Annotated in this window: 16 protein-coding genes, 1 tRNA gene and 1 pseudogene; 8 read left to right on the top strand and 10 right to left on the bottom strand. The window is 39.4% G+C overall.

Going from position 1 to position 25307, the window contains the following annotated elements; translation table 11 throughout:
* The first annotated feature begins 407 nt into the window (after positions 1–407).
* From H6G69_RS17730 to H6G69_RS17720, 3 genes are all read left to right on the top strand, one after another.
* Positions 408–3449, top strand: a complete 3042-nt coding sequence (locus H6G69_RS17730) for a carboxypeptidase regulatory-like domain-containing protein (protein WP_190689946.1) — start codon at positions 408–410, stop codon at positions 3447–3449.
* A gap of 237 nt (positions 3450–3686) precedes the next feature.
* Complete coding sequence (ppk1, locus tag H6G69_RS17725; RefSeq protein ID WP_190689943.1) at positions 3687–5897, top strand: polyphosphate kinase 1; 2211 nt, start codon at positions 3687–3689, stop codon at positions 5895–5897.
* A gap of 159 nt (positions 5898–6056) precedes the next feature.
* Positions 6057–6473 (top strand): response regulator transcription factor, encoded by a 417-nt coding sequence (locus H6G69_RS17720; RefSeq protein ID WP_190689940.1) that lies wholly within the window; start codon positions 6057–6059, stop codon positions 6471–6473.
* Between the two features lie 169 nt (positions 6474–6642).
* Here the strand turns inward: H6G69_RS17720 and H6G69_RS17715 are convergent, their stop codons facing one another.
* Entirely contained in the window at positions 6643–6825 is a 183-nt protein-coding gene (locus tag H6G69_RS17715; RefSeq protein WP_190689937.1) for a hypothetical protein, read from the bottom strand.
* 530 nt (positions 6826–7355) lie between these two features.
* Between H6G69_RS17715 and H6G69_RS17710 the strand changes: the two genes are divergently transcribed.
* The gene (locus tag H6G69_RS17710; protein ID WP_190689934.1) at positions 7356–7901 is read left to right on the top strand and encodes a DUF2854 domain-containing protein; all 546 of its coding nucleotides are present in this window, start codon (positions 7356–7358) and stop codon (positions 7899–7901) included.
* Positions 7902–8309: 408 nt separating this feature from the next.
* On the opposite strand, the gene H6G69_RS17705 is transcribed toward H6G69_RS17710, so the two are convergent.
* Positions 8310–8570 carry a chlororespiratory reduction protein 7 gene (locus H6G69_RS17705; protein WP_190689931.1) on the bottom strand — a complete coding sequence of 87 codons (261 nt, stop codon included), beginning with the start codon at positions 8568–8570 and terminating at the stop codon, positions 8310–8312.
* A gap of 908 nt (positions 8571–9478) precedes the next feature.
* Here H6G69_RS17705 and H6G69_RS17700 point away from each other — a divergent pair.
* Positions 9479–10501, top strand: coding sequence for a PleD family two-component system response regulator (locus H6G69_RS17700; protein WP_190689928.1), 1023 nt, complete (start codon positions 9479–9481; stop codon positions 10499–10501).
* Here the strand turns inward: H6G69_RS17700 and H6G69_RS17695 are convergent, their stop codons facing one another.
* The gene (locus H6G69_RS17695; RefSeq protein ID WP_190689925.1) at positions 10502–11707 is read right to left on the bottom strand and encodes a histidine kinase; all 1206 of its coding nucleotides are present in this window, start codon (positions 11705–11707) and stop codon (positions 10502–10504) included. It abuts the gene before it with no gap.
* A 1929-nt stretch (positions 11708–13636) separates the two neighbouring features.
* Here H6G69_RS17695 and H6G69_RS17690 point away from each other — a divergent pair.
* A complete protein-coding gene (locus H6G69_RS17690) occupies positions 13637–15313 on the top strand; it encodes a DUF1565 domain-containing protein (RefSeq protein ID WP_190689923.1) in 1677 nt (558 codons plus the stop codon).
* Between the two features lie 595 nt (positions 15314–15908).
* On the opposite strand, the gene H6G69_RS17685 is transcribed toward H6G69_RS17690, so the two are convergent.
* The gene (locus H6G69_RS17685; RefSeq protein ID WP_190689920.1) at positions 15909–16166 is read right to left on the bottom strand and encodes a DUF3493 domain-containing protein; all 258 of its coding nucleotides are present in this window, start codon (positions 16164–16166) and stop codon (positions 15909–15911) included.
* A 33-nt stretch (positions 16167–16199) separates the two neighbouring features.
* On the opposite strand from H6G69_RS17685, the gene H6G69_RS17680 reads away from it, so the two are divergent.
* Positions 16200–16271, top strand: a tRNA-Thr gene (locus H6G69_RS17680).
* Here H6G69_RS17680 and H6G69_RS17675 read toward each other — a convergent pair.
* The gene (locus tag H6G69_RS17675; protein WP_190689917.1) at positions 16272–17315 is read right to left on the bottom strand and encodes a M42 family metallopeptidase; all 1044 of its coding nucleotides are present in this window, start codon (positions 17313–17315) and stop codon (positions 16272–16274) included.
* A 55-nt stretch (positions 17316–17370) separates the two neighbouring features.
* On the opposite strand from H6G69_RS17675, the gene H6G69_RS17670 reads away from it, so the two are divergent.
* Positions 17371–18147, top strand: a complete 777-nt coding sequence (locus H6G69_RS17670; protein WP_190689915.1) for a class II aldolase/adducin family protein — start codon at positions 17371–17373, stop codon at positions 18145–18147.
* Here H6G69_RS17670 and H6G69_RS17665 read toward each other — a convergent pair.
* The 5 genes and pseudogenes from H6G69_RS17665 to H6G69_RS17645 form a co-directional block, all read right to left on the bottom strand.
* A complete protein-coding gene (locus tag H6G69_RS17665) occupies positions 18089–19177 on the bottom strand; it encodes an SGNH/GDSL hydrolase family protein (RefSeq protein ID WP_190689912.1) in 1089 nt (362 codons plus the stop codon). The two genes, H6G69_RS17670 and H6G69_RS17665, sit on opposite strands and share 59 nt — an antisense overlap.
* A gap of 956 nt (positions 19178–20133) precedes the next feature.
* Positions 20134–20484, bottom strand: a pseudogene (gene trxA, locus H6G69_RS17660) (thioredoxin); the annotation flags it as partial.
* A 439-nt stretch (positions 20485–20923) separates the two neighbouring features.
* Complete coding sequence (locus H6G69_RS17655) at positions 20924–22087, bottom strand: GuaB3 family IMP dehydrogenase-related protein (protein ID WP_190689897.1); 1164 nt, start codon at positions 22085–22087, stop codon at positions 20924–20926.
* A 179-nt stretch (positions 22088–22266) separates the two neighbouring features.
* The gene (locus tag H6G69_RS17650; RefSeq protein WP_190689895.1) at positions 22267–24201 is read right to left on the bottom strand and encodes a flotillin family protein; all 1935 of its coding nucleotides are present in this window, start codon (positions 24199–24201) and stop codon (positions 22267–22269) included.
* 22 nt (positions 24202–24223) lie between these two features.
* On the bottom strand, positions 24224–24889 hold the full coding sequence (locus H6G69_RS17645; protein WP_190689892.1) for an OB-fold-containig protein: 666 nt from the start codon (positions 24887–24889) through the stop codon (positions 24224–24226).
* Positions 24890–25307 lie beyond the last annotated feature (418 nt).

The following is a 25307-nucleotide window of genomic DNA, read 5'->3' as shown; positions in this document are numbered from 1 at the left end:
AGGATTTATATATGTAAAATTCACTGTAATTTTATTCTCTAGTGCAAGATGTGAGCCTCCCACGGGCGCGATTAACGCTCCCGCAAAATATGAAACAAGCACATTTTTCTAATATCTCTCAAAGCCTTACCATACCAGGGTTTGAAAATGTGCAAATTGAGAGCTTTAACGAATTGTCGGGTAACTTCTCAGGCGGAGTTGAGGTTTTGCTGCGCCTGAATTTATTTGTTGTCAAATTTACTAGACCGTAAATTTTAAGTTTACGCTTACCAAATTGAAAGTTGGAAATTAAGATTCAAGATTGCAATTGATGAGTACCAGACTGTTACATAAATCTCCAAAAATTACGATTTATTTCAATTTGGTATCACCATCTAATCTCAGGTAAATTTTCTGCTTAATTAAATATGCTGTATCCAGTTCTACCACCTACACCATCTACCGTTGTTACTTATCCGCAAGCAAATGTTAATTATCAACATTTAGCTAATCAACAACAAAGTCTGATTAAGCAGCCACAAACAACTACCACCATTGATATCAATGGTGGTAATGCTATATCATTTACAGGATATAATTTAGATAATTATCGAGCAAAATTACAGGTAGCTAGTCTTAGTAACCAAGCAGAATTTTTAGTTGAATTCTTGACTGGTAATTCTGCCGATCCAGAGTTGCCAATTTTAGCAGAATCTCTGAATTGGAAAGATTACAAAATTTGGGAGCATCCATTATTTATAAAAAATATTAATCCAACTACTGAAGAATTAATTAGCACAAAAGTTGCAGTGGTTCCCAAAATTAAAGCTCAATCAGTAGAAGATATTACTAATAAGCCAGAATCTTCTTCAGAAACAAGCATCAAATCCAATAATGATATTAAGCTAGAAGAAAGTAATAATAGCTCTAAACCTGAAGATAAAGATTCATCAGTTCTAACACAAAATCTCAAATCTAAGGATGGAAAATTCCTAGTTGGGGTAATTATTAATAATACTGAGGTTGATAGTTTAGATATTCGTATTGATAATGATTTAGTTTTAGTTCCCTTAGAAGACTTTGCAGATATTACTGGTTTTACTGTTGAAATTATTGATGGTGTTGCTAAATTAAAAACACCTTTGGGAGTTGTGGATATAGCTGCAAATAATCTGAAACAAATTGATGGTATAATTTATATTAGTGAAGCTACTCTCAAAGAGAAATTATCCACATTATTAAAGTTAAATGCTGCCAATTTAGCATTAATTGTTGATGTACCTTGGCGGCGGGGTGGAGATGAATCGCCACAGCAAGCTGCTGCATTACAGCCTGAATTTCTCCCACCCATAAGTGGGCTATCTAGTTTCAGACAAGAATTACAAATTACCAACTCTTCTGGAGATACAAACTTACGGAGTTCGACTCTTTTAGGAGGAAGACTAGCAGGCGGAAGTTGGCGAGTTAGATTTAATAATAATTTCGTTAATCAACCTGATATTTCTGAATATTTTTTCTATAAACGTAGCAATCAAGTCCGCTATCAAATCGGTAGACAACAGATTGGTTTGCATCCCCTACTGAATGGGATGAATTTTACAGGCGCACAAATTGGTTATAGTAATTTACCTGCTGATAGATTTGGGCAACAGTATAGTGCTGCTGAACTTTTACCTAGACGCTCTCGACCTTTACAAACCTTTCGAGGTCAAGTCCCATCAGCAAGTTTTGTACAGCTAAGAGTCAGTGGAGTCATCATTGCTCAACAACAGGTAGGACTGAATGGAATATATGAGTTTGTTGATGTCAATTTACCCACTGGAAATAATAATGACATCGAATTATTAATTTTTGATCGCAATAACCTAAGTGTTCCTAGTGAAATTCGCTCTTTACGGATTAATGCTTCTGATTTGTTGTTAGCAGCAGGAGGTAATGTACAGTTAGGTGGTTTGGGTATAAGTGGTAATTTAGTTCAAGATTCTTTGTTTGAAAATTCAAGTTCAGAATCAGGTAAGTTAGTTGGTTTTTATCAATTGCGTCAAGGACTTTCTGATAACTTAACTTTTGAAGGTTCTGTGCAAGCAATTCCTGGTACTTTACAGACACAAGCAGGCTTTATTTGGCGATTTGCAAATCCGGCAATTTTAGCTACTAGCGTTGGCACATCTCGTGGTCAAGTTGGCTATACAACTAATTTAGATGTCAATTTTGGTAAGTTAGAAATTCTGGGTAATTCTGAGTTATTTCCTACAGGCTATAAATCAGATAATCAATCACGCGATCGCTATAACCATAGCTTAGAGACAAGTTATAAATTTAGTAATGATTTTCAACTAGGATTTATTGCTCGCTACCGCCAAGATGAAAATGACAGGGCTAACTATATTTTGCCTACCTTTTCTCTCAATCCGATGCGTCATTTATCTTTCAGGGGTAGACCAGACCTAGATGGGCGATATTTATTTAGTAGCTACTATTACCCCAATAGTTCAACTAGATTAGCATTTAATACCTTGGGTGATATATATACTTCAGACTTAACCTATAGCCTCAACCAAAGTTATCAGTTATCTTTTGGTGGTGAATTTGGCGGTGATTTAGCTCCTCGTTACTCCGCCAGGTTAAATTATAATTCTCGCAATTTGAGTAGTTTGAGTTGGAATGTAGGACTTGCTTACAGTAATGGTGATGTTGGGCCAGTTGTAGGTGCTAGTATGCAGGTGCTTCCTGGCTTGTTTGCTAGGGCAGAATATCAAAGCATTCCTTCTAGAGCTAGAAGTATTTTAGGCGGATTCGGAGACGATCGCCTAACTGTATTATTAGTATCAGATTTATCTTTTGCAGGTGGGGCAATTGCTCCGGCAAACTCTTATAGTGTAGGACAAGACCGAGGTGCGATCGCGGGTCGTATTGTGATAGAAGGAGCCAACAAAGACTTTGATTTAGGTGGAGCCTATATCCAAGTTCTGGATAGCCGCAACAATCGAGTCAGCGGGGCAAAAACAGACAATAAAGGTAACTTCTTCATTGGTGGACTAAAAGAAGGAGTTTATGTGGTTCAAATCGATCCACAAAACCTTGCTGTTGAGCTTTCCACTGTCAAAACAACAGCCGTAGCGGAAGTTGCTGGCTCCGCCATCACTCGTTTAGATTTTCCGGTGAGACCAGAATATGGTCTAGCTGGCAGAATTACAGATGTAGCAGGAAAACCAATGTCAGATGTGCGAGTAGAACTTGTCAATTCTGCTGGCGCACCCGTCGTATCGGCGATGACCGACCAATTTGGTCTTTATCGTCTAGATGGAGTGGCTGCGGGTAAGTATACTTTACAAGTTCCTAACCAAGAGGGTATTAATAACAGCATTACTTTGCCTAAACTAGATGTAGCTATTAGTAAAGAGTTTGTCTACGACCAAAATCTACGTCTGCCAATCGCGGCAGCTGCTAAGGAAGTTCAAGAAAAATAAATAGGACTTACGCACAAAGATTGTCTGTGGAGACGGGGTTAAGGGGTTTTGGATACATACACCCCTACACCCCTACACCCTTACCCCCTTCTCCAAACCCTTGATTTTCGTTTTCATGAGTAAGTCCTGGCAATGTAACTTTTATCCAAAAGCCGCTTCTCGTCTATCGCCGATTTCCACTACTATGTTTATTGTTCTTCAGTCATGTGGGTTACTTCTGGCTACCCGCAGATAGTCATGCCAAAATCTAAAAAGAGCGCCAATCCCATCAATCTGAGCGATCCACAATACTATCTCAATCGAGAGTTAAGCTGGCTGGAATTTAATCACAAAGTGCTGCACGAAGCTTGTGACTCACGCACACCACTGTTAGAAAGGCTGAAATTTTTAGCTATCTTCAGTTCTAATCTAGATGAATTTTTTATGGTACGGGTTGCAGCTTTAAAGCAACAGGTAGAAGCAAAAGTTACTCAGTTAACCCCCGATGGCCGTACCCCGCAACAACAATTAGACGATATTCGTTCCAGCCTTAGCCCGCAAGTAGTCAAACAGCATCAACATTTTGAAGAAGTCTTACGTCCATTACTGGCCCAGAACAAAATTCATTTGCTGGATTATATTAATTTAAATCAGAAACAGCGCACTTATTTAGATAATTATTTTGAAGAACAAATCTTTCCCGTCTTAACGCCTTTGGCTGTTGACCCTAGCCATCCTTTTCCCTACATTTCTAACCTCAGCCTGAATTTGGCAGTTGTGGTCAAAAACCCAGATACCGATGAAGAATTTTTTGCCAGAGTCAAAGTTCCTAGTGTGCTACCGCGATTTTTGCCTTTACCACCAGAGTTAGGTATTCAAGAAAATGGACAACCAGCTAACTGGACAGGTGTACCTTTAGAACAAGCGATCGCTCATAATTTAGATGCTTTATTTCCCGGGATGAATATCCAAGAATATCATCCTTTCCGCATTACCCGTGATGCTGACCTAGCATTAGAAGAAGATGAAGCAGATGATTTATTGTTAGCGATTGAACAAGAACTTCGTAAACGTCGCATCGGTGGTAGTCCCGTCAGAATCGAAATTCAATCCCAAACACCAGAACCGATTCGTTTACGATTGTTACAAGATTTAGATTTAACAGACAGCGATGTTTATGAAGTCGATGGTTTGTTGGGTCTGCGAGATTTAATGTATTTCATGGCTTTACCTTTGCCCGAACTGAAAGATCCACCACGTCAGTCAGTTGTCCCACCACGTCTCCAAAGGTTGCGCGAACCGAATATAGATGCAGATGTGATGGAAATGGAAGAAGGCAATGACTTTTTTGCAGTAATTCGGGAAAAAGATTTATTAGTACACCATCCCTATCAATCTTTTTCATCCACAGTAGTACGTTTTATTACCCATGCAGCCCATGACCCGAATGTACTAGCGATCAAAATGACCCTTTACCGGACTTCCGGAGATTCACCGATAGTCAACGCCCTAATTGCAGCAGCAGAAAATGGTAAGCAGGTATCAGTATTAGTAGAATTAAAAGCCCGATTTGATGAAGAAAATAATATTTACTGGGCAAGACGTTTAGAACGGGTAGGAGTTCACGTTGTCTATGGGTTAGTCGGCTTAAAAACCCATTGCAAAACTGTCATGGTAGTGCGCCGAGAAAAAGATAGGATGCGTCGCTATGTACATATCGGCACAGGAAATTACAATCCAAAAACTGCAAGACTATATACCGATTTAGGCTTGTTTAGTTGCCGTGAAGAATTAGGTGCTGATATTACAGATTTGTTTAATTTTTTAACTGGATATTCACGGCAGAAATCCTACCGAGAATTATTAATCGCGCCTGTAAATATGCGCGATCGCTTTTTGTCTTTAATTAGGCGCGAAATCGAAAATGTTCAGAATGGATTTTCTGGACGAATTGTTGCCAAAATGAATTCCCTTGTTGACCCACAAATCATTGCCACTTTGTACGAAGCTTCCCGCGCTGGCGTAGAAATTGACCTCATTATTCGCGGAATTTGCTGTTTGCGTCCAGGACTAAAAGACATCAGTGAAAATATTCGTGTAATCAGCATTGTTGGTCGGTTTTTAGAACATTCTCGTATCTTTTATTTCTACAATAATAGTCAAGAGGAAATCTATATTGGTAGTGCAGATTGGATGCGCCGCAATTTAGATCGCCGCGTCGAAGTAATTACGCCAATTCAAGACCAAGATATCGCTAAAGATTTGCAAGAAATTCTGGGAATTATGCTAGCAGATAATCGTCAAGCTTGGGAATTGCAAGCTGATGGTACTTATATTCAACGCCGTCCTGGTGATGATTGCCCTGAAGCTAATTCACAAATAACATTTATGAATATGGCACTACGTTCTACAGGTGTAGCCATCAATTTGCTTGATACTCAAAAACCTCATTCATACACTGATTACTAGGAAAAAATTGTGTTTTTTTAGCAAACTTTAATGGCGTAATATTTTGTCTAGATGAATTTGTCGAGTCAAGCACCGTTATTCAACCATTAGATAGAGTAATCGTCGGTACTGGCTCTCATAAACTATAGACAATATTGTCATTAATTTGATTTCCCTTGAATGTTAATGCTCTCCTGTGAGTCTTCTTCGTTACGCGTTCTCGTGGTTGATGACCACGAACTAACTCGCTTGACTCTGCAATTAGCTTTTTCTTGCCAAGAAAATATTCAAGTTGTTGGCTTGGCAAGCAATGGTCAAGAAGCAGTAGAAATGGTGAAACGCTACCAACCCGATGTGATTGTGCTAGATTTACAGATGCCAATTATGGATGGTTGGAGTGCCTCTAGCCAAATCAAGGCTATTTCTCCACATACTCAAATACTGGCCTACTCTTCAGTCGAAGAAGCTAATTCTCCAGGAGCAATGGGAATGGCTAACTTTGATGATTTTTGTAAGAAAGATGTCCCAACCAATGAACTGATTGCTTTGGTTAGACAATTAGGGCATCGTGTGGGAAATAGCGGTATGACCAGATAAATACAGCAGCAAAGTTATTGCAGGTTAGCGTAGGTTTGGCTCAGTTCTGGAAGCTTGGGAATGTTTATTTTAACCTTGTTCAAATTAGGGTTTAGAGGCTAAAGGCTAACACAGTGGCGAGTAAAAAATACTCTTTGCTAGCCCTAACCTCTAGCCCCTAGTCTCTTTTTTAATTACTACCTGTTTCGGGAATAGTACGTTGATATTCATCAATTAAATCGTCTAGTTCTTCTAAAGCTTGATTGACATCAATTCTTAGAGTACCTAAGTTTGGCTGTTCTAGCAGGCTTAAAAGATAATCGCGTTTACTTTGAACAACGGCAATTCTTTCTTTGATAGTTTGTAGATCCATTGTTGTTTTCTCATGGTGAAATATTTCCCAGTTTAAAGTTAACGCAAAAATTAGTGAAGCTTTGTCAACTAGGAAATATTTGTCTAGCTTTTCAATTACATACAGCGTTTCTCAGTTTGGTGCAGTACATCTTTCAAGGGAGAAAGACTAGGGACTAGAGACTAGAAAATGCTGTAAGTTATGAGTAATATCTTGCTCAGTTAAAGACTAATCATTCAACCGCAGAGGAAGCACAAGAGCCAGCACGCGGCACGAACGACAAATTGATTACCCAAAAGCTTGCCAATCAAACCTTTCTCAATCGTCTGGGAAAGTTTGCCCAAGTCGGAGAATCCGCCCAAGGCACTAGCTCAACTTTCCGCAAAATCTAAAATATAAAATTTTATCATGTATAGTCTCCAAAATTATCACTTATTTATTGGACATCATATAAACAACAAAACTAAGTTTTAACGGCTTGGTCTTCCCTAATCTGTCACACATAGCCGATGATAATAAACTAATGTGTTAATAAATATTATCTTCAGCTCATGTTACGCCAAATCTCTTTGGGAACTTTAGGTTTAACTGTTGGTAGCATCTTAACCATTGTTGGTTTCATAGCCTATGCTGCTAATAATGCAACTTTAAATCTTGTAGGTTTTTTTTACGGCTTTCCTTTATTGTTGGGAGGCTTGGCTCTCAAAGCCAATGAACTTCAACCTATACCTTTTAGTCGCGTTACATCTGCACAACTATTGTCGCTGCGTGAGCAACAAGCGACAGTCACTCAAAATAAAATTCGCAAAGACATTACGCGATATTGTTACGGTCAAGATGCTCACCTAGACACTGCACTTTCTTATTTGGGTCTTAGTCCCTCAGATGAAGAACGACCAATAGTCACAGGTTTGCGAGAAGAAGAAACGAATGGAGCTTATACCTTAGTTTTAGAATTCGATTCACCTTTAATCCCGATTAGTACTTGGCAAGAAAAACAAGAAAAAATGACGAGCTATTTTGGCCCGGGAGTGGAGATTAAAATCACTCAGCCAGCCGAAGAAAAGATTGAGTTAGCGTTAATTACTATTCAATAATCAATTGTCAATCTTAAAAGGGAACAGGGAACGGGCAACAGGCAATAGGGAAATCCCCATAATTCAAATTAGGGGATTTGTATAAGGACGTATTTTTTCTTGTACGTAGTGCAAGAAAAAAATGTTTTTATTTCTTTCATAAATAAATAATGGTGCTTTACCCAAAATTCGGGGCTAAATTCTTCCCCTAGTCCCTATTCCCGCCCCGAAGGGGCTTGGTCAATGCTAGTAAATATTGATAATTGACTATTGACTTAGCAGTACTTAAATATCAACCACGAGAATAGTTTTTGGCGTTGCATAAATGCGGGATGAATTGAGATGTTTAACAAAAATAAAATATTGATTCTTCGCGCCTTTGCGCCTTTGCGCGAAACAAAAAACATCCCACTAATCAGCAATGCCTAGTTATTTTTCTAATCTCACTGCATACCACTGCAAGTATTGTCCAGTGCCAACATCTAACTCGCAGCTGGTGTCAATTAAATATTGGGCTTGACTGGCCACAGAATCAATCTTTTGCAATTCTGGGGGTAAATCCTCTCGATTAATTCCTTGTAAAACTTGCTGTAACTTTTCTAATAACTCTGATGCTGTCAAAAACTGCTCTGGCTGATTGGTTTCTAAAACCACAAAGTTATCTTGCTGATACATTAAATAGTCGGGCATTTGATGATTTTTGTTGATTTATTTTGAGGGTATTTTTAAATTAAAGAGAGAAATTTGACAATAAGTAACTTTAATGAAATTTAACCTTGATATATTTTAGTTTAAGACGAAAATCAATATTTATTAGCAGTATATACTTATTTTATTTGAGTAAATATTAGGGTTTAATTTTTTGATAAGAAATTTTACGGAGTTTTCCATCTCCACAGGATCTCAAGAATCAAGTTTCTTACATAGCTTGATATTAGCCTCATGGAATTTATGTAATTTTTCTCTAATGACACAGAAACAAATGTGCATCCAAGAGGTAAATATTTGGGTATCTAGCAATTCTCAAGTTGAGTCTTAGTTAGGTTTTGAGGACGATTTGATTGTGGTTGAGAAGCTACTGGGGATGTGTCTAAAGTCACGTAATTACAAAATAATTGTGGTATAAATTTGAAGTTTTACCAAAAATAGTAATTACAGTTGATCGCTAGGGAAAGATAAACATAAGATTTTCTCTCAAAATTAAACCTAAGCAACTCAACATTGCTGTCGGCTTTTCAGTAGATTGCTATGGAACGTAATTATCTCCAATTCGTTAGGTTGTGGCTGATTGAATGCTCGGTGGTCTTACAAAATTGGATTGTGCCGTCAAGTAGTTTGATACTGCCAATTCTTAGCTTAAGCAAATTCTTAAGCGATCGCCACATCAATAGCCAGTTTTTCAACAGTCAAATAATCTTAAATTTTTCCAACTTGTCAATACCAGTCAATTGCTTAAATTCATGCTGATTATTTCATATACCTTGAGTAAGCTTGTGTATACCGTCACAAAAACTTACTTTTAAAAATTTTGGTTGTGCAATCAAAACTTTCTCTTTCTTACCGTCCCCGATAATCTTATTTTCAGTGGAACGCAATTCATGTCTGGCATAAGCCCATTTTCTCTTTCTAAACAACCTCCGGTAATTCTGGTGGCTGATGATGATAAGACCATCCGCGTGTTGTTGCGTGAAGCTATGGAACAGGAAGGCTATCGAGTGGTTGAGGTCACAGATGGCAAGCAGTGTTTAGATGCTTATGAAACTGTTAAGCCAGATATAGTGCTGCTAGATGCAATCATGCCTGTAATGGATGGTTTTACTTGTTGTAAACAGTTACTACAAATTGCTCGAAATAATTTGATGTCAGCGCTCGCTAATTTAGATACAGACTCTGCTTCAGGTAGCACGGTCATTTCTAAGCTATGGGGACGTACACCAATATTGATGATCACTAGTTTGGATGATGCAGAGTCTGTAGACCGCGCTTTTGAAGCAGGGGCATCTGATTATGTTACCAAACCAATTCATTGGGCAGTTTTACGCCAACGTTTACGTCGTCTGTTACAACAGGCTCAAGTCTACAAACAATTAGAAGCAGCTAACTTAGCTTTGCAACAACTTGCTAATGTGGATGGTTTAACTGGTCTTGCTAACCGCCGCCGTTTTGATGAATATCTGAATGCTCAATGGATCAATTTAGCTCAAGAAGGATGTCCATTGTCGTTGATTTTATGTGATATTGATTATTTTAAATTTTATAATGATAGGTACGGCCACCCAGCTGGAGATGTGTGCTTACAAAAAGTTGGTGCTGTTTTAAGCAAGAACGCACAAAAGCATCACGATTTGGTAGCACGTTATGGTGGAGAAGAATTTGCTGTAATTATGCCCAATACTCATGCTTCTGGCGCGTTTTATGTGGCCACAGCGATGCAAACTGGGGTACAAAATTTACACATTGTTCATGATGCTTCGGCTATCAGTGACTATGTTACCTTGAGTCTGGGAGTAGCAACTTTGGTTCCAACTTGGGAGTCTTCACCTTCGGATTTAATTGTGGCAGCAGATAAGGCACTGTACAGAGCTAAAGCGGAAGGACGGAATCGAATTATTTTGAGGTAATTAAAAGGGGTACACAGGTAAGGTAAAGTGAAACCACGCACCGCCAGTTGTATTAGAATCTACCCAAATTTGACCGTAATGCGCGCGAATAATCCGTTGACACAAACAAAGACCAATACCATATCCTTCTGTAGCTTCGTCTCGTTGAAGGCGGAAGTGATTTTCAAAAATCAGGTCACGACTTTCTAGGGGAATACCAGGCCCAGTGTCGCCTACACTGAATTGAACTTTTTGGGTGGTGCGATGTAATCCAGCTACGCTAATTTTGCCACCTGCTGGGGTATATTTAATTGCATTGTCTAATAAATTGACTATAACTTGGCGGATGCGTTCTGGATCAGCATAGACGCTGGGTAAGTCTTTGGGAATATCTGTTTCGAGGATTTGGGATTTAGCTAGGTAACGATCGCCTAATTCCTCTAGTACTTCTAAGCAGAGTTGTCCTAGGTCAATTCTTTGCGGTACAATGGGAAATTCTTTATCACTACCTCGCCCTACCTGCAAAAGGTCAGCAATTAACCGATCAATTATCTTGGTTTGAGTCCGAGCTTGCTTGAGCAAGTGCGCCGTCATTGTCGGTTTTAATCGCTGAAATTCACCAGTTTCCGAATTGTAATTTGCTTGTAAAGTCTCAATAGCGATGGCTGCTGCTGTCAGTGGGTTACGCAAGTCATGGGCTAACATCGCAATGACTCTATCTTTAAATTGCAACTGTTCTTGCAGCTTCTCTTTTTCTTGCTTCAAGTTAAAAATTTCGTCTGAGAGTCTAATTAGTTCCGCAGAAACAGCTACAGACGTAATTGTTGATTTAGCTGGCGAAACTCGACCGTTATCATCTATACGCTCTTGAAAATCTTCTTGTAATTTTAAGTACGCATCGACAGCAGTTTGCCAACGTGGCCACCAGTTCTTTAACTGAGCAATGATATTGCTTCCCGCAAGCACTTGTCGTGGTTCGGGATGGATTTTGATTAAAGCTGGTGTAGCAACTAATTTAAAATGTTCTGCCAGATATGGTTGTTGACCGACATCGATAATTTGAAGTTCAAATTTATACTCAGCCTGCAATTCTTTTAAGTAAGCACGGATGCGCTGTACTTGTTGGCGAGACTTAGGCCGTCCATCAACAAATAACAATAACTGGAGAGGAGCCTCAAAATAATTAGGCTGATCCTGAGAAACTTGCATGTAATCTTGTTTCAGCACTGGTAACAACCTGGCGACGCTTTGGCGAAAATAAAATGGACTGATGGTTGTCGATGGTCGTTGTTTTTTCCAATTTAATATCTATTTTAGATTTTTCCTACTCCTATCTGAATATAGTTATTGATGTGTGATACATCTGGCTTTACCCTTGGGCTGTCTTCATCCGACCTGATTTTCAATATAAATTCGGATTTAAGTATCAAAGCGATTGATACTGAGATTATACTGGTCAGGTTTTTATACTAAATTAAGTTAGTTACGGACGCGATCGCTAGATGTCAATGCTTGGACTTAACTTAGATTTTAGGTAAAGCAATGGCAATCTCATAGCCGTAGCCTTTTTTTGGTAGCAATGAATTGTACCAATAGACTAGTGGCTGATTTTACCTATTACTACTCCAACTCTCAAACTTCGTCTAGGTTTAGAGAAGTTTTCTTCAGAACAGCTTCCCGATGACCGCAGGGGTTAACTAAACTATCATTCACAAATTTACTGCTTTTTGTAAACTTTTAGTTAGTAATTATCCAAAATTACCTATGTTTAGCTGGTTTGTGCTTTTCAATGAGGTAGTTCAGCACCAGTTTGGCTAACTACTTGGCTCTTTTGGGGTAAAAACACCACATTTTATCACTTGTTGAGTGCATCTCTCACATGAGTCTGTGAATTTTTGTGAGGATGGCAAAAACAGTAACAGCCAAATCTGAAATTAATGGAGCGCTGCGATCGCATTGCTACAATCAAAAGCATTCCCGTTCACAAATGCTTTGAGATGTTCAGCATTCGTGAATGCAAACTTTTTCATTGTTGTGGCTAATGCTAGAGAGAGAACTGGTTTTATATTAGCACTTTTAATTAAAAAATATTATGATTGCTCAATATTTGTGTAATCTGGTAATTTAGTTTCTCCCAGCCTTGGTTTTCTGATAATAAAGTTGGCATATGCAATTGTGTTTGTTATTTCAAATAAGCTGAGAACCTAAGTAGTAGCATTGTTGATAAAACCTACTTAGACTGCTATGTTCATCTGCTTTGATGCGGCAATTTTTGTGAGACACAAATAACAGCTAATGGCAAGTCTAACCCGAGGAATTAATATATACTCAATACTGATAAAGTTTGCCTATAGGACACTTATTGGATTTTGGAAATACACGTAGTAGCAAGTGTTAGATTAATGCGTAACACTTGTCAAGCAAAGCTTTTGGCGCGTTAAGGCTTACACATACACAGACCGTAGAGTGTGTAGACATTGAGCAGGGAGAACAAGAAAAATACACTCTCTAAAATTGGATATTTTCTGTAAGTTCCTAACATATACTCAATCCTGATCAAGATGGAATATATAGAACTCATATTTGATTTGGGAAAAACTCAGTGTACCTTTATTCCTTTTTACTTATTGCTTCCCTCAGCAATTAATTTCAATAAGCAAATTAGATGCCTATATTTTGAAAATTTAATGTTATGTGAGTTTTGCAACTATACAGGACTCTGATTTGATTGAAAAAACTCAGTACACTTTCTGTTTTTGTTCGTTACTTTCACAAATAAGTTGACAAATCAAAGCTGATTGCGATACACAGTCGTTACAAATATAGCGATCGCACACCAGGATAGGCAAGAATAAGTCAAAGTACCTCTAGGGGGAGCCATTGCGTTGCTTGGGTTCCCTTGCAGGAACTGGCGTGAGCCAAGAAAAAGATTCTTGTCCACTATCTTTGATGGTCAAATAATTGAATTTCTGGAAGTTCCCAGAAGAAAAATTCCGGAAATTCTCGGCGCAATTGTTTATTTACGTATCTGATTGCGAAACTTCGCTGATTATTTGCTAGTCATCCGTTATAGTTTTGCTTGGGTTGGGCAGTTACATAGCTGTCACATTTGCCCTTTTTTGACCAACTATAATTCAGTACATCACAGACACAAAAATGAAACATCAAGGTTTTCATTTTTCTTCCACAAAAAATATATACTCTCTTTCTAGAAAGAACCTCGGATTTACTTTATCCTTGGGAGTCGGACTGACAGCTTTGTTAGTTGCTGCTACTGGTTCGACGTTGTTGACTAGTACAGCCAATGCTGGTGCTGCGCCAAATGTGGTGGCGCAAGCTCCGGCTACAGCTAACGTGGTTTACGTCAACCCAGCAACAGGACAAGATAATCCTACTGCTGGTACTAGCGCAACCGCACCTTATAAAACTATTGCCTTTGCACTGACTCAAGCTCAACCAGGTACAACTATTCGGCTGGCTCCGGGAAATTACAACCAAGAGTCCGGTGAAACATTCCCTCTGTTGCTGAAATCAGGCGTAACACTACAAGGTGATGAAGCCACAAAAGGCCAAGGAGTGGTGATTACAGGTTCAGGATTCTACACCAGTCGGACTTTTGCCAGACAAGAAATTACTATCTTGGCTGACAACAATACCACGATCGCAGGTATTACTGTTACTAACCCGACACAACGCGGTACTGGGATTTGGGTTGAATCTACTAATCCCACTATTCAAAACAGCACTTTTACCAACAATGGTAGAGAGGGCGTTTTTGTTACAGGTACAAGTAGTCCCAAAATCGAGGGTAATGTCTTTATCCAAAATAAAGGTAATGGGATTTCTCTTACCAAAGCCGCTCAAGGTGAAGTGCGAAATAACTTATTCCAAGATACAGGTTTTGGTTTAGCGATCGGCGGAACTTCTACAACGTTAGTCGAAGGCAACCAAATCATTCAAAATCAAGATGGTTTATTTATCTCTGATTCTGCTAAACCCGTACTGCGGAAAAATGTGATTCAGAGTAACAAGCGAGATGGAGTCGTCGCCATTACCTCTGCTCAACCTGACTTGGGAACAAATGAAAGTCCTGGCGGTAATCTCATCCGCGGTAACACTCGCTACGATGTCAATAACGCCACTAAGACCACTACCATAGTTGCTGTTGGTAATGATGTTGATCAGAAAAAAATCTTTGGACAAGTAGATTTTGTGGCCGCAGTAGTTGAACCACCAACAGGTGGCGCGACTGCCTTTAAAGATGTACCCACAGGTTATTGGGCAAAAACTTACATCGAAGCGTTAGCCTCACAACAAATTATTGCTGGCTTTCCTGATGGTACATTTAAGCCTAATGACCCTGTAACTCGCGCCCAATTTGCTACCATTGTCACCAAAGCTTTAAACCCCACAAATAAACGTGCGGCTATTTCTTTTAAAGATGTACCGAGCAATTTTTGGGCGGCTACGGCAATTAAATCTGCTTATCAAAGCCAGTTTGTCTCCGGCTATCCCGATGGTACGTTTAAACCACAGCAACAAATTCCGCGAGTACAAGCACTGGTGGCTTTAGCAAATGGTTTAGGTTTAACTGCTGCTACTGAGAATGTGCTGAGTTTTTATAATGATGCTGCCCAAATTCCTAACTATGCGACAGCCCCAGTTGCAGCTGCTACCTCTAGGCAATTAGTAATTAACTATCCTACAGTTAAGCAGCTAGAGCCAAATCGTCAAGCAACTAGAGCCGAAGTAGCGGCTTTTGTTTACCAAGCCCTAGTTAATGCGGGACGCGCTCAACCAATTACCTCTCCATATTTAGTGACTGTTCAGTAATAGGACTTACGCATCAAAACGAAAAATCAAGGGTTTTAGCGAGGGTGTAGGGGTTCAGGGGTATAGAGGTGTACTGATTCAAAATCCTTACACCCCATACCCTTACACCCAATCTCCACAGATAATCTTTGTGCGTAAGTCCTAAGTAGTTCTCTGGTAATAAAATGAAAAGTGCCAAGCTAGTTGCTAGTCTTGGCACTTTTTATAGTACAAGTTTTCTTAAAGTAAGGGTCTTTAAAAATAGTTGACCCCATTGAATGTATGTATTTATAGTCAGAGTCTTTATATTGGCTGACTCCGTTTGAACAATTTCCAGTTTCTCAGAAATTTTTCATTTTCCTGAATTCCTAATATTTTTTTTATGTTTTCTCTCTTTATGTTGCGAATTATGTCAATACATAAAGTTATTTAAATTATATGAAGATATATTAAAGCCTCATAGCACCTAATACTACTTCACCGTTGCTCTAAAGATTGACGCAAAAAAGTTATAGCAGAATTCAGGAGGGAAAATAGACTCTCCGCCTAACTTCTGAGAACTCAATTGTGTACTTCACTCTTTATTTGCGGGAATTTAGCAGCACTTTGTTTCTTACTATCGACGTTGCTCCCAACGCCACAGAAAAACTATCAAAGCTACAAGACCTAATTGCAACATTAAATTCGGTAGGCTGCTGTCAATATCTCTACCAGCCAGGACGCGAAAAAAGAAGACGAATGCACCAATGAAACTAGAAGCACCAACACCGATGTAAATAAATTGCCGCAAACCCCGGTAAGGAGTGTTTATCTCTGCTTTTAAGCGGGCATACTGTTGTTTACTCAGGCGGGTTTTAGGATTTTGTTCTACCATATATAAATAATGCTATAATTTCTTTTCGTGTATGCCGATGTGGCTCAGTGGTAGAGCAGCTGATTCGTAATCAGCAGGCCACGGGTTCAAATCCCGTCATCGGCTTTATGCTGTTGTGGTTTTACAAAAGGCTGTTAATAGATTAATACAGTTAGCGATCGCACCTAAATGGGCAATTTCGTAACCGTGGGTGTTTTGTGTGGGAAAGGCCAAACAAGCGGCGCGTCCCACATGACCAAATTTCATGGCAATGGAAGCATCGCTGCCAAAACTGCTGAGAATAGTTAGTTGTAAATTTATATCTAGTTGCTTGGCACAACGACACAATTGCCCATTTAAGGCTTCATCATAGATACCGTAAGCATCTTGGCAAAGCAACACAGGGCTTTCGCCATCTTCAATGGGGTATTCTGGTGAGAGGGGACAAATTTCTAAAGCAATCAAAGCATCTAAACTTTGGTTTTGGGTAAAAAATAGTGCGCCAATGGCTCCGACTTCTTCTTTGGCTGATGCTACTAGGTAAACATCACAGGCTGGTTGCTTTACTCTTTGGGCTAAGGCTAAAAGAATAGCTACGGAAGCTTTGTTGTCTAAAGTGTAACTAGCAATGTGATTGTTGAGGCGAATGGGACGTTTACGGTGCTTACCCACTACCATTCTCGTTCCCGGACGAATACCTGCGGCTTCTAGTTCAGCGGTGGTAAGTTTAGTTTCAATCCAGGCATTTTCCCATTTTACAGGTGTGTCTTCTTGCTGAACTTTTTGCGGTGATTCGTGGGAAACGTGGCGAGAACCAAAGCTGAGAATACCACTGATGGTTTTGTTGTCTCCTAATAAGTCCACCACGCCTTCACCATATACCCAAGGAAAAGCACCGCCTAGTTTGCGAACTTCTACACGTCCGTCTTCACCAATATTTTTGACAATTGCGCCAATTTCATCTTTGTGTGCAGTAATCGCGATCGCTTTACTAGAATCTTTTCCAGGAATTTTAGCAATAATATTGTCAGCGCGATCGCTCCAAACTTCTACACCCAAAGCGGCAAACTCCTGTAGCAAAAATTGATTAATCTCTGCTTCTACACCACTAGGTGAATGGAGCATCACCAATTCTTCAATAATTTTAAATAGCTGATCGTAATCCGACATTCAATGACAATGAGTATAAATATATGTATTTACCATCACACAATCTCAAAATATTATGCAAGCAATACCTGTACAAAAGCCAAATGCGCACCAGCCTCCAAGTTTTACATCTTTGGAAGAGGAACGTCTGCACCGTAAACAGAGATTAACAGCCGCATTGCGTTTATTTTCTCGCTATGGTTTCGATGAAGGGATTGCTGGTCATATTACAGCACGCGACCCGGAAACACCAGAACACTTTTGGGTGAATCCTTTTGGGATGCACTTTGGTTTAATCCGAGTTAGTGACTTAATTTTAGTCAATCAAGAAGGTGAGGTTATTATAGGCGATCGCTTAGTAAATCGGGCTGCTTTTGCGATTCATTCCCAAATTCATGCAGCTAGACCTGAGGTGGTAGCTGCGGCTCATGCTCATTCTATTTATGGCAAAAGTTGGTCTAGCCTAGGTCGCCTTCTTGACCCCCTAACTCAAGATGCTTGTGCTTTCTACCAAGACCATAGTCTATTTGCAGATTATACAGGTGTAGTGCTTGACCCCAAAGAAGGACAGCTTATTGCCCAAACTCTGGGCAAAAACAAAGCCATCATTCTCAAAAACCACGGTTTATTAACAGTTGGTCAATCGGTTGACGAAGCTGCTTGGTGGTTTATTACAATGGAACGGTCTTGCCAAGCCCAATTGTTAGCTGAAGCGGCTGGCAAACCTAGTCCAATTAAACATGAGTATGCCGAGATAGCACATACTCAAGTAGGGTCAACTAATTTAGGTTGGTTTAGCTTTCAACCTTTATACGAGATGATTGTGCGTCAAGAACCCGATTTTTTAGAGTAACGTGCAATTTTTGTTGTTGGCGCTTACGCATTGCTACTAAACCCAAAGCACCAAGCGTCAACATTCCTAAAGTTGTTGAAGATTCGGGAACCTCCTGCGCTTTGATAGCCTGCAATGCTTTATCGGCTATCAACTTGTGAGCAAAAGTAGTAGGATGTACATCATCCCAGAATAAAAACTTGCTGGGATCTTGTTGACAAACATCTAGCCTTGTTAGGCAAGGGTTTGTGACATCATTAAAACCATATATTGATGGATTATGGATAACTTCATCAAATAAAGAATAGGCATCAAATGAGACGATATTGAGATCGTAATTTTTATCGAGGGCAGCAATAGTTGTTGCTAAACCTGTATTAAATGCAGTAGTTGATTGTTCAAGAGTTATGGGGTCTCTACCATTCTTGGCTGCTGGTAGCGCTCCTAAATTTGGCAGATTAAATACAAGAATATTTTTAGCACCAGCTTGTGCTAGTAGGCCCAAAGCTTGAGAAATATTATTGACAGGTGTTGCTGCATCTTTATCATCTAGAAATAGAAAGTCATTAGCTCCAGCCCACACAGTATAGAGTGCATTGGGGTCAAGTTTTTGATTGTTATCTAAGTAAGGTTTAGTAAATAATCCAACTTGCGATAAGACTCCAGGTAAGCCTTGATTAGGAAAGACAGCATTATCTATACCCGTTGAAGCACCACCAAAGGCGAAGTTTATACCTTGGGTAGGTGGAGTTGTGGTTAAATCAGTGTACAATGTAGGTTTTAAACCGAGTTCGTTGCCTAAATATTCCACCCATATAGGGCCGTTAGAAAAGTGTCCATTATAGTAAGGTTGACTGGGATTATAAGGACCAGGCTGGGTTGGATCGTAATTTGAACTTGGTGGATAAGCTTGATTTGTAGCTTTGTAAATATTGCCTGTATCAGATAAACTATCACCAAATACGTAAAGCTTGCTAAAGTCAGCTGCAAAAGCTGTAGATGGCAACATGAACGATAAAAAGACACAGCCAGCTGCTAATTCTTTTTTCATATGTGGTTGTTCGTTATATTATTTGTATTTGCTGCGTATCCAGCAAGTGAACAGCTAAACGGTAGATGAATGGTAGGATTTATATTTTTAGATTACGGCAAAATTCGGTACTCAAAATTAGAATTTTGTGTAATTTTACTTAAGTAAACTCTCAATATTTATCAATAACTAAATATATTTATTTGGTTTTTTATGTATATCCCTCTACAAGGAATATTGCTGCATTCAGAGACGGATACAGAATCTAAGTATAAAAAGCTACTTTAGACTGATGCATATAGTAACGTTAATGTTTAAACTGTAGAGTTTTAGGGGAAGCGATCGCCGGAATCGACTAGACCTTTGTGTAAAATTTCGTAGGAATGTAATCCTCTATCACACATCAACAATCTTCCTGGTTTCACCGAGCGTCATCATCTCAACGCTCGAACTCTTTCCCTCATCCTACAGGTATGGAGCGATTTGTTTCTCTGTTAGCTTTGCTTGTTGCTATCACTTGCTCAACGCCATTGCGGGTATTGCTGTTATTTGGCTTTCAGCAAATCCTGGCTTTTGATTAGCCTTGTAAAGAAAGCAATGAGAAAAATTGCGATTAAATTTCTTAAAAGGTTAAGAATGGCAAACTATGAGAAAGCTTATATGGCGTTTTCGAGTCTAATGAAGTACACACCAATTTATTTACTGTTCACTGTTCACTGTTCCCTAAAACGTAAAAACTTGATACTTCACTAGTATGGGAACGACTATAAGAAGGTTAAATATATTAAATTTACAGACAATCATTAGTAAAGAAAATGTTCGACATTTTCTTTGTTAATATATTTGAGTTTAGTTATCTAGCACAGCACAAAGTGTTATGGAGACGCGAAATTTCGCGCCTCATAAACTTTTTGACAAATATATATCAAAAGCCAAAGCAAGCGATCGCCTCAACAGGATTGTATTACCAATTGAGTTTAACCTGTAATATGCTTTTCCAAGGTTTGGGCTAATGTACTTTTAGGTACAGCGCCTACAACCATATCAACTTTTGCCCCTTCTTTAAAAATCATTAATGTGGGAATGCTGCGGATGCCATACTGACTAGCCACTTGGGGATTTTCGTCAGTGTTGACTTTCACAACTTTGAGTTGACCTTCGTACTGAGCGGCAATTTCTTCGACAACAGGAGCTACCATGCGGCAAGGGCCACACCAGGGAGCCCAAAAATCAACTAAAACAGGTACTGTACTGTCGAGTACTTCTTGCTTAAAAGTAGAATCTGTAACTGATGCGGCTGCTGACATGCCTAAAAACCTTTGCCAATTAAATTTCTGAGTTTCGTGAAAATTCTACCATAGCAAAAACATCTGCTTTGAAGAGCAAGGATGTACATTTGCTAAGAAGCTCTAGAAATTATTCACAAATATCAGGCAAGCAGGTTGGTTTAGTTCAGAAAAATCTGCTGTATGCAGAAACAGACAGAAAGAAAAGAAAAAACATCGACATAAGGAACCGCCCGAACAGTAGTCCGGGCGGAGTGTGGTGTGAGGAGTGAACGGAAACATGCGTCTCCGCTTTCTCTATTGTAGGCGACATACGTGATTTTTCCAGTTGATTGTTTGAGAGTCTGGAAAAAATTTCTGATGCTTTCAACTCAATATTTCTCAGACATTAGGTATAGCTACCAAAGAAGTAAAAAGTAAAAAAGCAAAGAATTTTTTAATTTTGCTGTTTACCTTTTCACTTCCTAGTTTTTCAGTCTGATTATTTACCCATACCTAGTTGTTGAGCCTTTTGGTAAACTTTACCTTCGGTGAGCAGGGAGGGAGCAATCACAACTTCAACTTGTTGCATTTCTTTGATATCTTTGGCTCCCAAAGTACCCATACTAGTTTTTAAAGCTCCTAAGAGATTGTGAGTACCATCATCTAAGCCTGCTGGGCCTGTGAGGATTTGCTGTAGCGTGCCGGTTGTGCCTACTTTAATTCTTGTGCCACGGGGTAACACAGGGCTAGGTGTTGCCATTCCCCAATGGAAACCGCGTCCTGGGGCTTCAGCAGCTCTGGCAAAGGGTGAACCAATCATCACACCATCAGCACCACAAGCGATACACTTACAAATGTCTCCACCAGTGATTAAACCACCATCAGCGATCACAGGCACATATTTACCAGTTTGATGATAATAATCATCACGGGCAGCTGCACAATCCGCGATCGCGGTTGCTTGGGGTACACCCACACCCAATACCCCACGGGAAGTACAAGCAGCCCCAGGGCCAATACCCACTAAAACAGCCGCCGCACCAGCCTTAATTAAGTCTAAGGTGACATCGTAAGTTACACAGTTACCTAACACCACTGGTATGGGCATAGAACGGCAAAATTCCGCTAAATCGAGGGTAACTATCGACTCAGGGGAAAGGTGAGCCGTAGAGACGACTGTAGCTTGGATAAAGAATAAATCTGCCCCAGCTTTGGCAACAACTTCACCAAATTTACTTGCGCCTGCTGGTGTTGCACTTACAGCCGCAATACCACCTTGTGCTTTAATTTCTTGAATGCGCTTTTCAATTAATTCTGGCTTTATCGGTTCAGCATAAAGTTCTTGCATTAAAGAAACGAATTCATCTTTTCCGACAGAAGCAATTCGATCAAGGATGGGGTTTGGGTCAGCATAACGTGTTTGGATACCCTCTAAGTTCAGCACTCCTAATGCACCTAAATGGGATAAACGTACAGCCATACCTACATCAACAACCCCATCCATTGCACTGGCAATAATTGGGATTTGACGTTCAATATTGCCAATGCGCCAGCTAGTATCTGCCAAACTAGGATCTAATGTTCTTTTACCAGGAACTAAGGCAATTTCATCAATACCGTAAGCCCTGCGAGCTGTTTTCCCCCGCCCAAGTTGTATGTCCACGCTCTTAACTTTTCTCAAAACTGTTCTAGCTAGGGTATCAAATTGTGAGGGGATTTGCAGCGATTTTTTGGCAAAGGAGAATTAAAGGATTCATGACTGGGAAATGGGAAACTCATACTTCATGAGTTTAAATTAACAGATGATTCTGTAGGTTTGTGATCTTTCATCTCCAGTTTTTTTTAGTGAGTGTCTTCTGTGGTGGATGTGGAAACAATTGCTAAGGAATTATGGCTGTTTGGGTCAGTTATGGGTTGATGATTATTGTTGTGTACTAATTGGCTGATTTGACCAATTAATTCACCTAATTTGCCTTCATCCAATAAGGTATTGATCAAAGCTAGCCCACTGGTGGATAACAGCAATTTATTAATATCTGGACTGCCGCTACTACCATTTGCACCAGGGAATGAGTAAATGCGAGCATCTCCTAAAACGCCTGGTTGCGGTGCTAAAGCAGTGACAATTTCTGGGAGTTTATCAGCTAATTCGGGCCAGATAGTAGTAATCATTTTGGCGGTGAGATTAGCGTTGCTGATGGTATTTTCGGCGGCGATTTTGACTTTTAGCCCTTCTGCCTCGGCTAGGACTTTATCGCGGTTGGCGGCGGCGAGGGTGCGAATTGCTTCAGCTTCTAATTCTGCGGCTTCTTGGGCGATTTCGGCTTGACGGCGACGGCGAAAGGCTTCGATTTCGACGACGTTGCGATCGCCTATACTTTTTTCTTGGGCTTCTCTTTCAGCTGCAATAATTGATAAGCGTTTACCGCGTTCGGCTTTTTCAATTTCTCCAGCCGTGCGGACTGATTCTTCGGCTTTGGCTTGTTCTGCCTGGGCGACGAAGCTTTCGCGTTTTTTACTGGCTATGGCTATGGCTACATTTTCTTGCGCTAGTTTTGCTACTCTTTCTGATTCGACTATTTGGACTTGGGCTTGCAATTTTTCTGATTCTACTTTTTGTTGACGTAAAATCTCTGCTATTTCGGCTTCTTGTTTTTGGATTGTTTGGGTGACTTTTAGTTGTTTATTGCGCTCTTCTAATAAAATATCGGCTTCAATTTGACTTTGTTGGAGAGCTAGTTTTTTGCGAATTTCTTCTTCTTCTACTGATTTTTGCTGCAAAATTTTGGTGCGTTGAATTGCGGCTGTTTCTCTATCTTTAGCTTCTTGAATTTCGCGTTCTTTTTGAGCTTTGAGTGATTCTACTTGCAATTTTTGTTCTAGTTTCGCACTTTCTTGCTCTTGGGCAATTTGCAGCGATCGCTTTTGAGCATCTAGTTCTTTTTGTTCTATGGTAACTTGTGTAGATAACTCTACTTCTCGTTTTTGTTGAATGGAACGTTGAATAATTTCCGTTCTTAAGCGTACACCTTGAGCATCAAAGAAACTATCAGGGTCATAAGTGACACTTTCTAGTATTTCGGAAATGGCAATATTATTGAGAGTTAGCCCAACTTTTTTCAAATCAGGTTCAACTAAGTTTAATACTTCTTGGGCAAAACCCAATTTATCAGAATCAATTTCGGCGATGTCTTTATTTTTAGCTGCTGCTCTAATGGCATCGTCGGCTCGTTTTTCTAAGGCATTTTTAATATCTTCTGGGGTAATTCTACTCCCATTTTGAGATAGTCTAGCAGCTGCTGTTAATACATCTTCTTCGGAGGCATTAATACATACATAAAAGGTGACTCTAATATCGGCTCGGAGGTAATCTCTTGTCCGCACAGCTAGCTTACCAGTTCTTTCTACATCAATGGATATTTCTCTGAGTGGTACGCGGGTTAGCTGATGAAATCCGGGTAAAACAATACACCCACCATAGAGAATCACGGATTTCTTTTTAATAAATAAACCCCCAGTTCTCACAAATGCTTCGTTGTTGGGGGTGACTACATAAACTCTTGTGTAGGCAAATAAACTAATTAATAATAGAAAAATGACAACGGCGATCGCTCCTGGTAATACCAAGGTAGTATTGACTTGAGCAAGACTGGGATTAGTTGTAATTGGCAGTGTTCTGGCAATGATTGTTGTTTGATTTTGTGGTGGTTGCGGTTGTGATAATTGCTCGGTTGTCAGGTTTGGTAAAGACTGGATAAAATTCAACCAAAATCGCATATCTTTCTCCTAATTTTGCTATCTATTGTTTACGGTTTGAGTTGGTTAACCAATTTTCTTCATCCACACTATCTTTGGCAATCACAACATAAATTCGAGATTTATGTTCAATAATTAGAACTTTTTCGCCCCGTTGTGGTGCAGTCGTCGCCCAATCTGCTAAAACCGCACTAATAGTTAAAAAATTGCGTTTCGCATCTATGACATTTACTTGACCTATTTTGCCTTGCTGCTCAACTGGTATGTATGCTGAACTGACTGTACCAACACGACCAATCAGGCGATCGCTACTGGTATCTTCACTAAACTCTGCAAAAATTTTCCCAATTGGTTGGGCAATTAATCTCCCTAAAAATAAACTCAGTAACAATGAACTAAATAAAATAATTAGACTGATTAAACTAGTAATTTGGTTGGCAAACCAAGTATTAAAAGCCAAACCAAAAATTCCCCAAAAACTTAAATCTGTTGCCAGCAATAATATTAATGGGGCTTTGCCAATCCCTACCCATCCTAATAATTGCCCAAAGCTAAATTCGCTGTCGCCATCTGCATCAAACTCTACATCTGCATCTGCATCTAAATCTACATCTTGCCCTGCTTGCCCGGAAATAATCATTCCCAGAAATAATAAAATCCCCATTCCCAAGAAAATCCAGTAAGGCAAATTAGCTTGGCTAAATAGCATAAAATTTGGCGATAATTTAAAGTTTGATGTGCGTAGGTTTTTTTATTTTGCTACTAAATTTAAGCTATACTACATAATTATAGTCTAAAATACTACACAAGTCTTTTTCTTTGAATAAAAGAATAATAATTTTGATATTTTTGCGAAAAAATTTACAAAAATTAAGTTTGAAACATTACCAAATTAGCACAGCAAAAAATTATTTATCAAAATAGAATTCAGGAATTCAGTCGCCAGAATTCTCCACGGGAATTTTGTGTATGAATAAGAAGGGTTAAGAAACCTAATAAATTTTCCATTGAGTCATCTTTAATCATTTGCGGGACTGAATCACCGACTGATAGCGCAGCGAAGCGCGAGTTTTCTAGCGTCTTGATTTTGACTTTTGACTTGCGACTTTTGAATTCTTATTGAATGA

Source organism: Nostoc sp. FACHB-110 (assembly GCF_014697425.1).
Lineage (GTDB): Bacteria > Cyanobacteriota > Cyanobacteriia > Cyanobacteriales > Nostocaceae > Nostoc_B.
Note: the sequence above shows the minus strand (reverse complement) of the source record. Positions and strands in the feature narration are given on the sequence as shown.

What these genes read in the sequence shown, in the direction of transcription:
- H6G69_RS17730 (WP_190689946.1), top strand. Translation starts at nt 408, where the DNA reads ATGCTGTATCCAGTTCTACCACCTACACCATCTACCGTTGTTACTTAT.
- H6G69_RS17685 (WP_190689920.1), bottom strand. Translation starts at nt 16,166, where the DNA reads ATGGTAGAACAAAATCCTAAAACCCGCCTGAGTAAACAACAGTATGCC.
- ppk1 (WP_190689943.1), top strand. Translation starts at nt 3,687, where the DNA reads ATGCCAAAATCTAAAAAGAGCGCCAATCCCATCAATCTGAGCGATCCA.
- H6G69_RS17690 (WP_190689923.1), top strand. Translation starts at nt 13,637, where the DNA reads ATGAAACATCAAGGTTTTCATTTTTCTTCCACAAAAAATATATACTCT.
- H6G69_RS17710 (WP_190689934.1), top strand. Translation starts at nt 7,356, where the DNA reads ATGTTACGCCAAATCTCTTTGGGAACTTTAGGTTTAACTGTTGGTAGC.
- H6G69_RS17645 (WP_190689892.1), bottom strand. Translation starts at nt 24,889, where the DNA reads ATGCTATTTAGCCAAGCTAATTTGCCTTACTGGATTTTCTTGGGAATG.
- H6G69_RS17665 (WP_190689912.1), bottom strand. Translation starts at nt 19,177, where the DNA reads ATGAAAAAAGAATTAGCAGCTGGCTGTGTCTTTTTATCGTTCATGTTG.
- H6G69_RS17670 (WP_190689915.1), top strand. Translation starts at nt 17,371, where the DNA reads ATGCAAGCAATACCTGTACAAAAGCCAAATGCGCACCAGCCTCCAAGT.
- H6G69_RS17715 (WP_190689937.1), bottom strand. Translation starts at nt 6,825, where the DNA reads ATGGATCTACAAACTATCAAAGAAAGAATTGCCGTTGTTCAAAGTAAA.
- H6G69_RS17650 (WP_190689895.1), bottom strand. Translation starts at nt 24,201, where the DNA reads ATGCGATTTTGGTTGAATTTTATCCAGTCTTTACCAAACCTGACAACC.
- H6G69_RS17705 (WP_190689931.1), bottom strand. Translation starts at nt 8,570, where the DNA reads ATGCCCGACTATTTAATGTATCAGCAAGATAACTTTGTGGTTTTAGAA.
- H6G69_RS17720 (WP_190689940.1), top strand. Translation starts at nt 6,057, where the DNA reads ATGTTAATGCTCTCCTGTGAGTCTTCTTCGTTACGCGTTCTCGTGGTT.
- H6G69_RS17700 (WP_190689928.1), top strand. Translation starts at nt 9,479, where the DNA reads ATGTCTGGCATAAGCCCATTTTCTCTTTCTAAACAACCTCCGGTAATT.
- H6G69_RS17675 (WP_190689917.1), bottom strand. Translation starts at nt 17,315, where the DNA reads ATGTCGGATTACGATCAGCTATTTAAAATTATTGAAGAATTGGTGATG.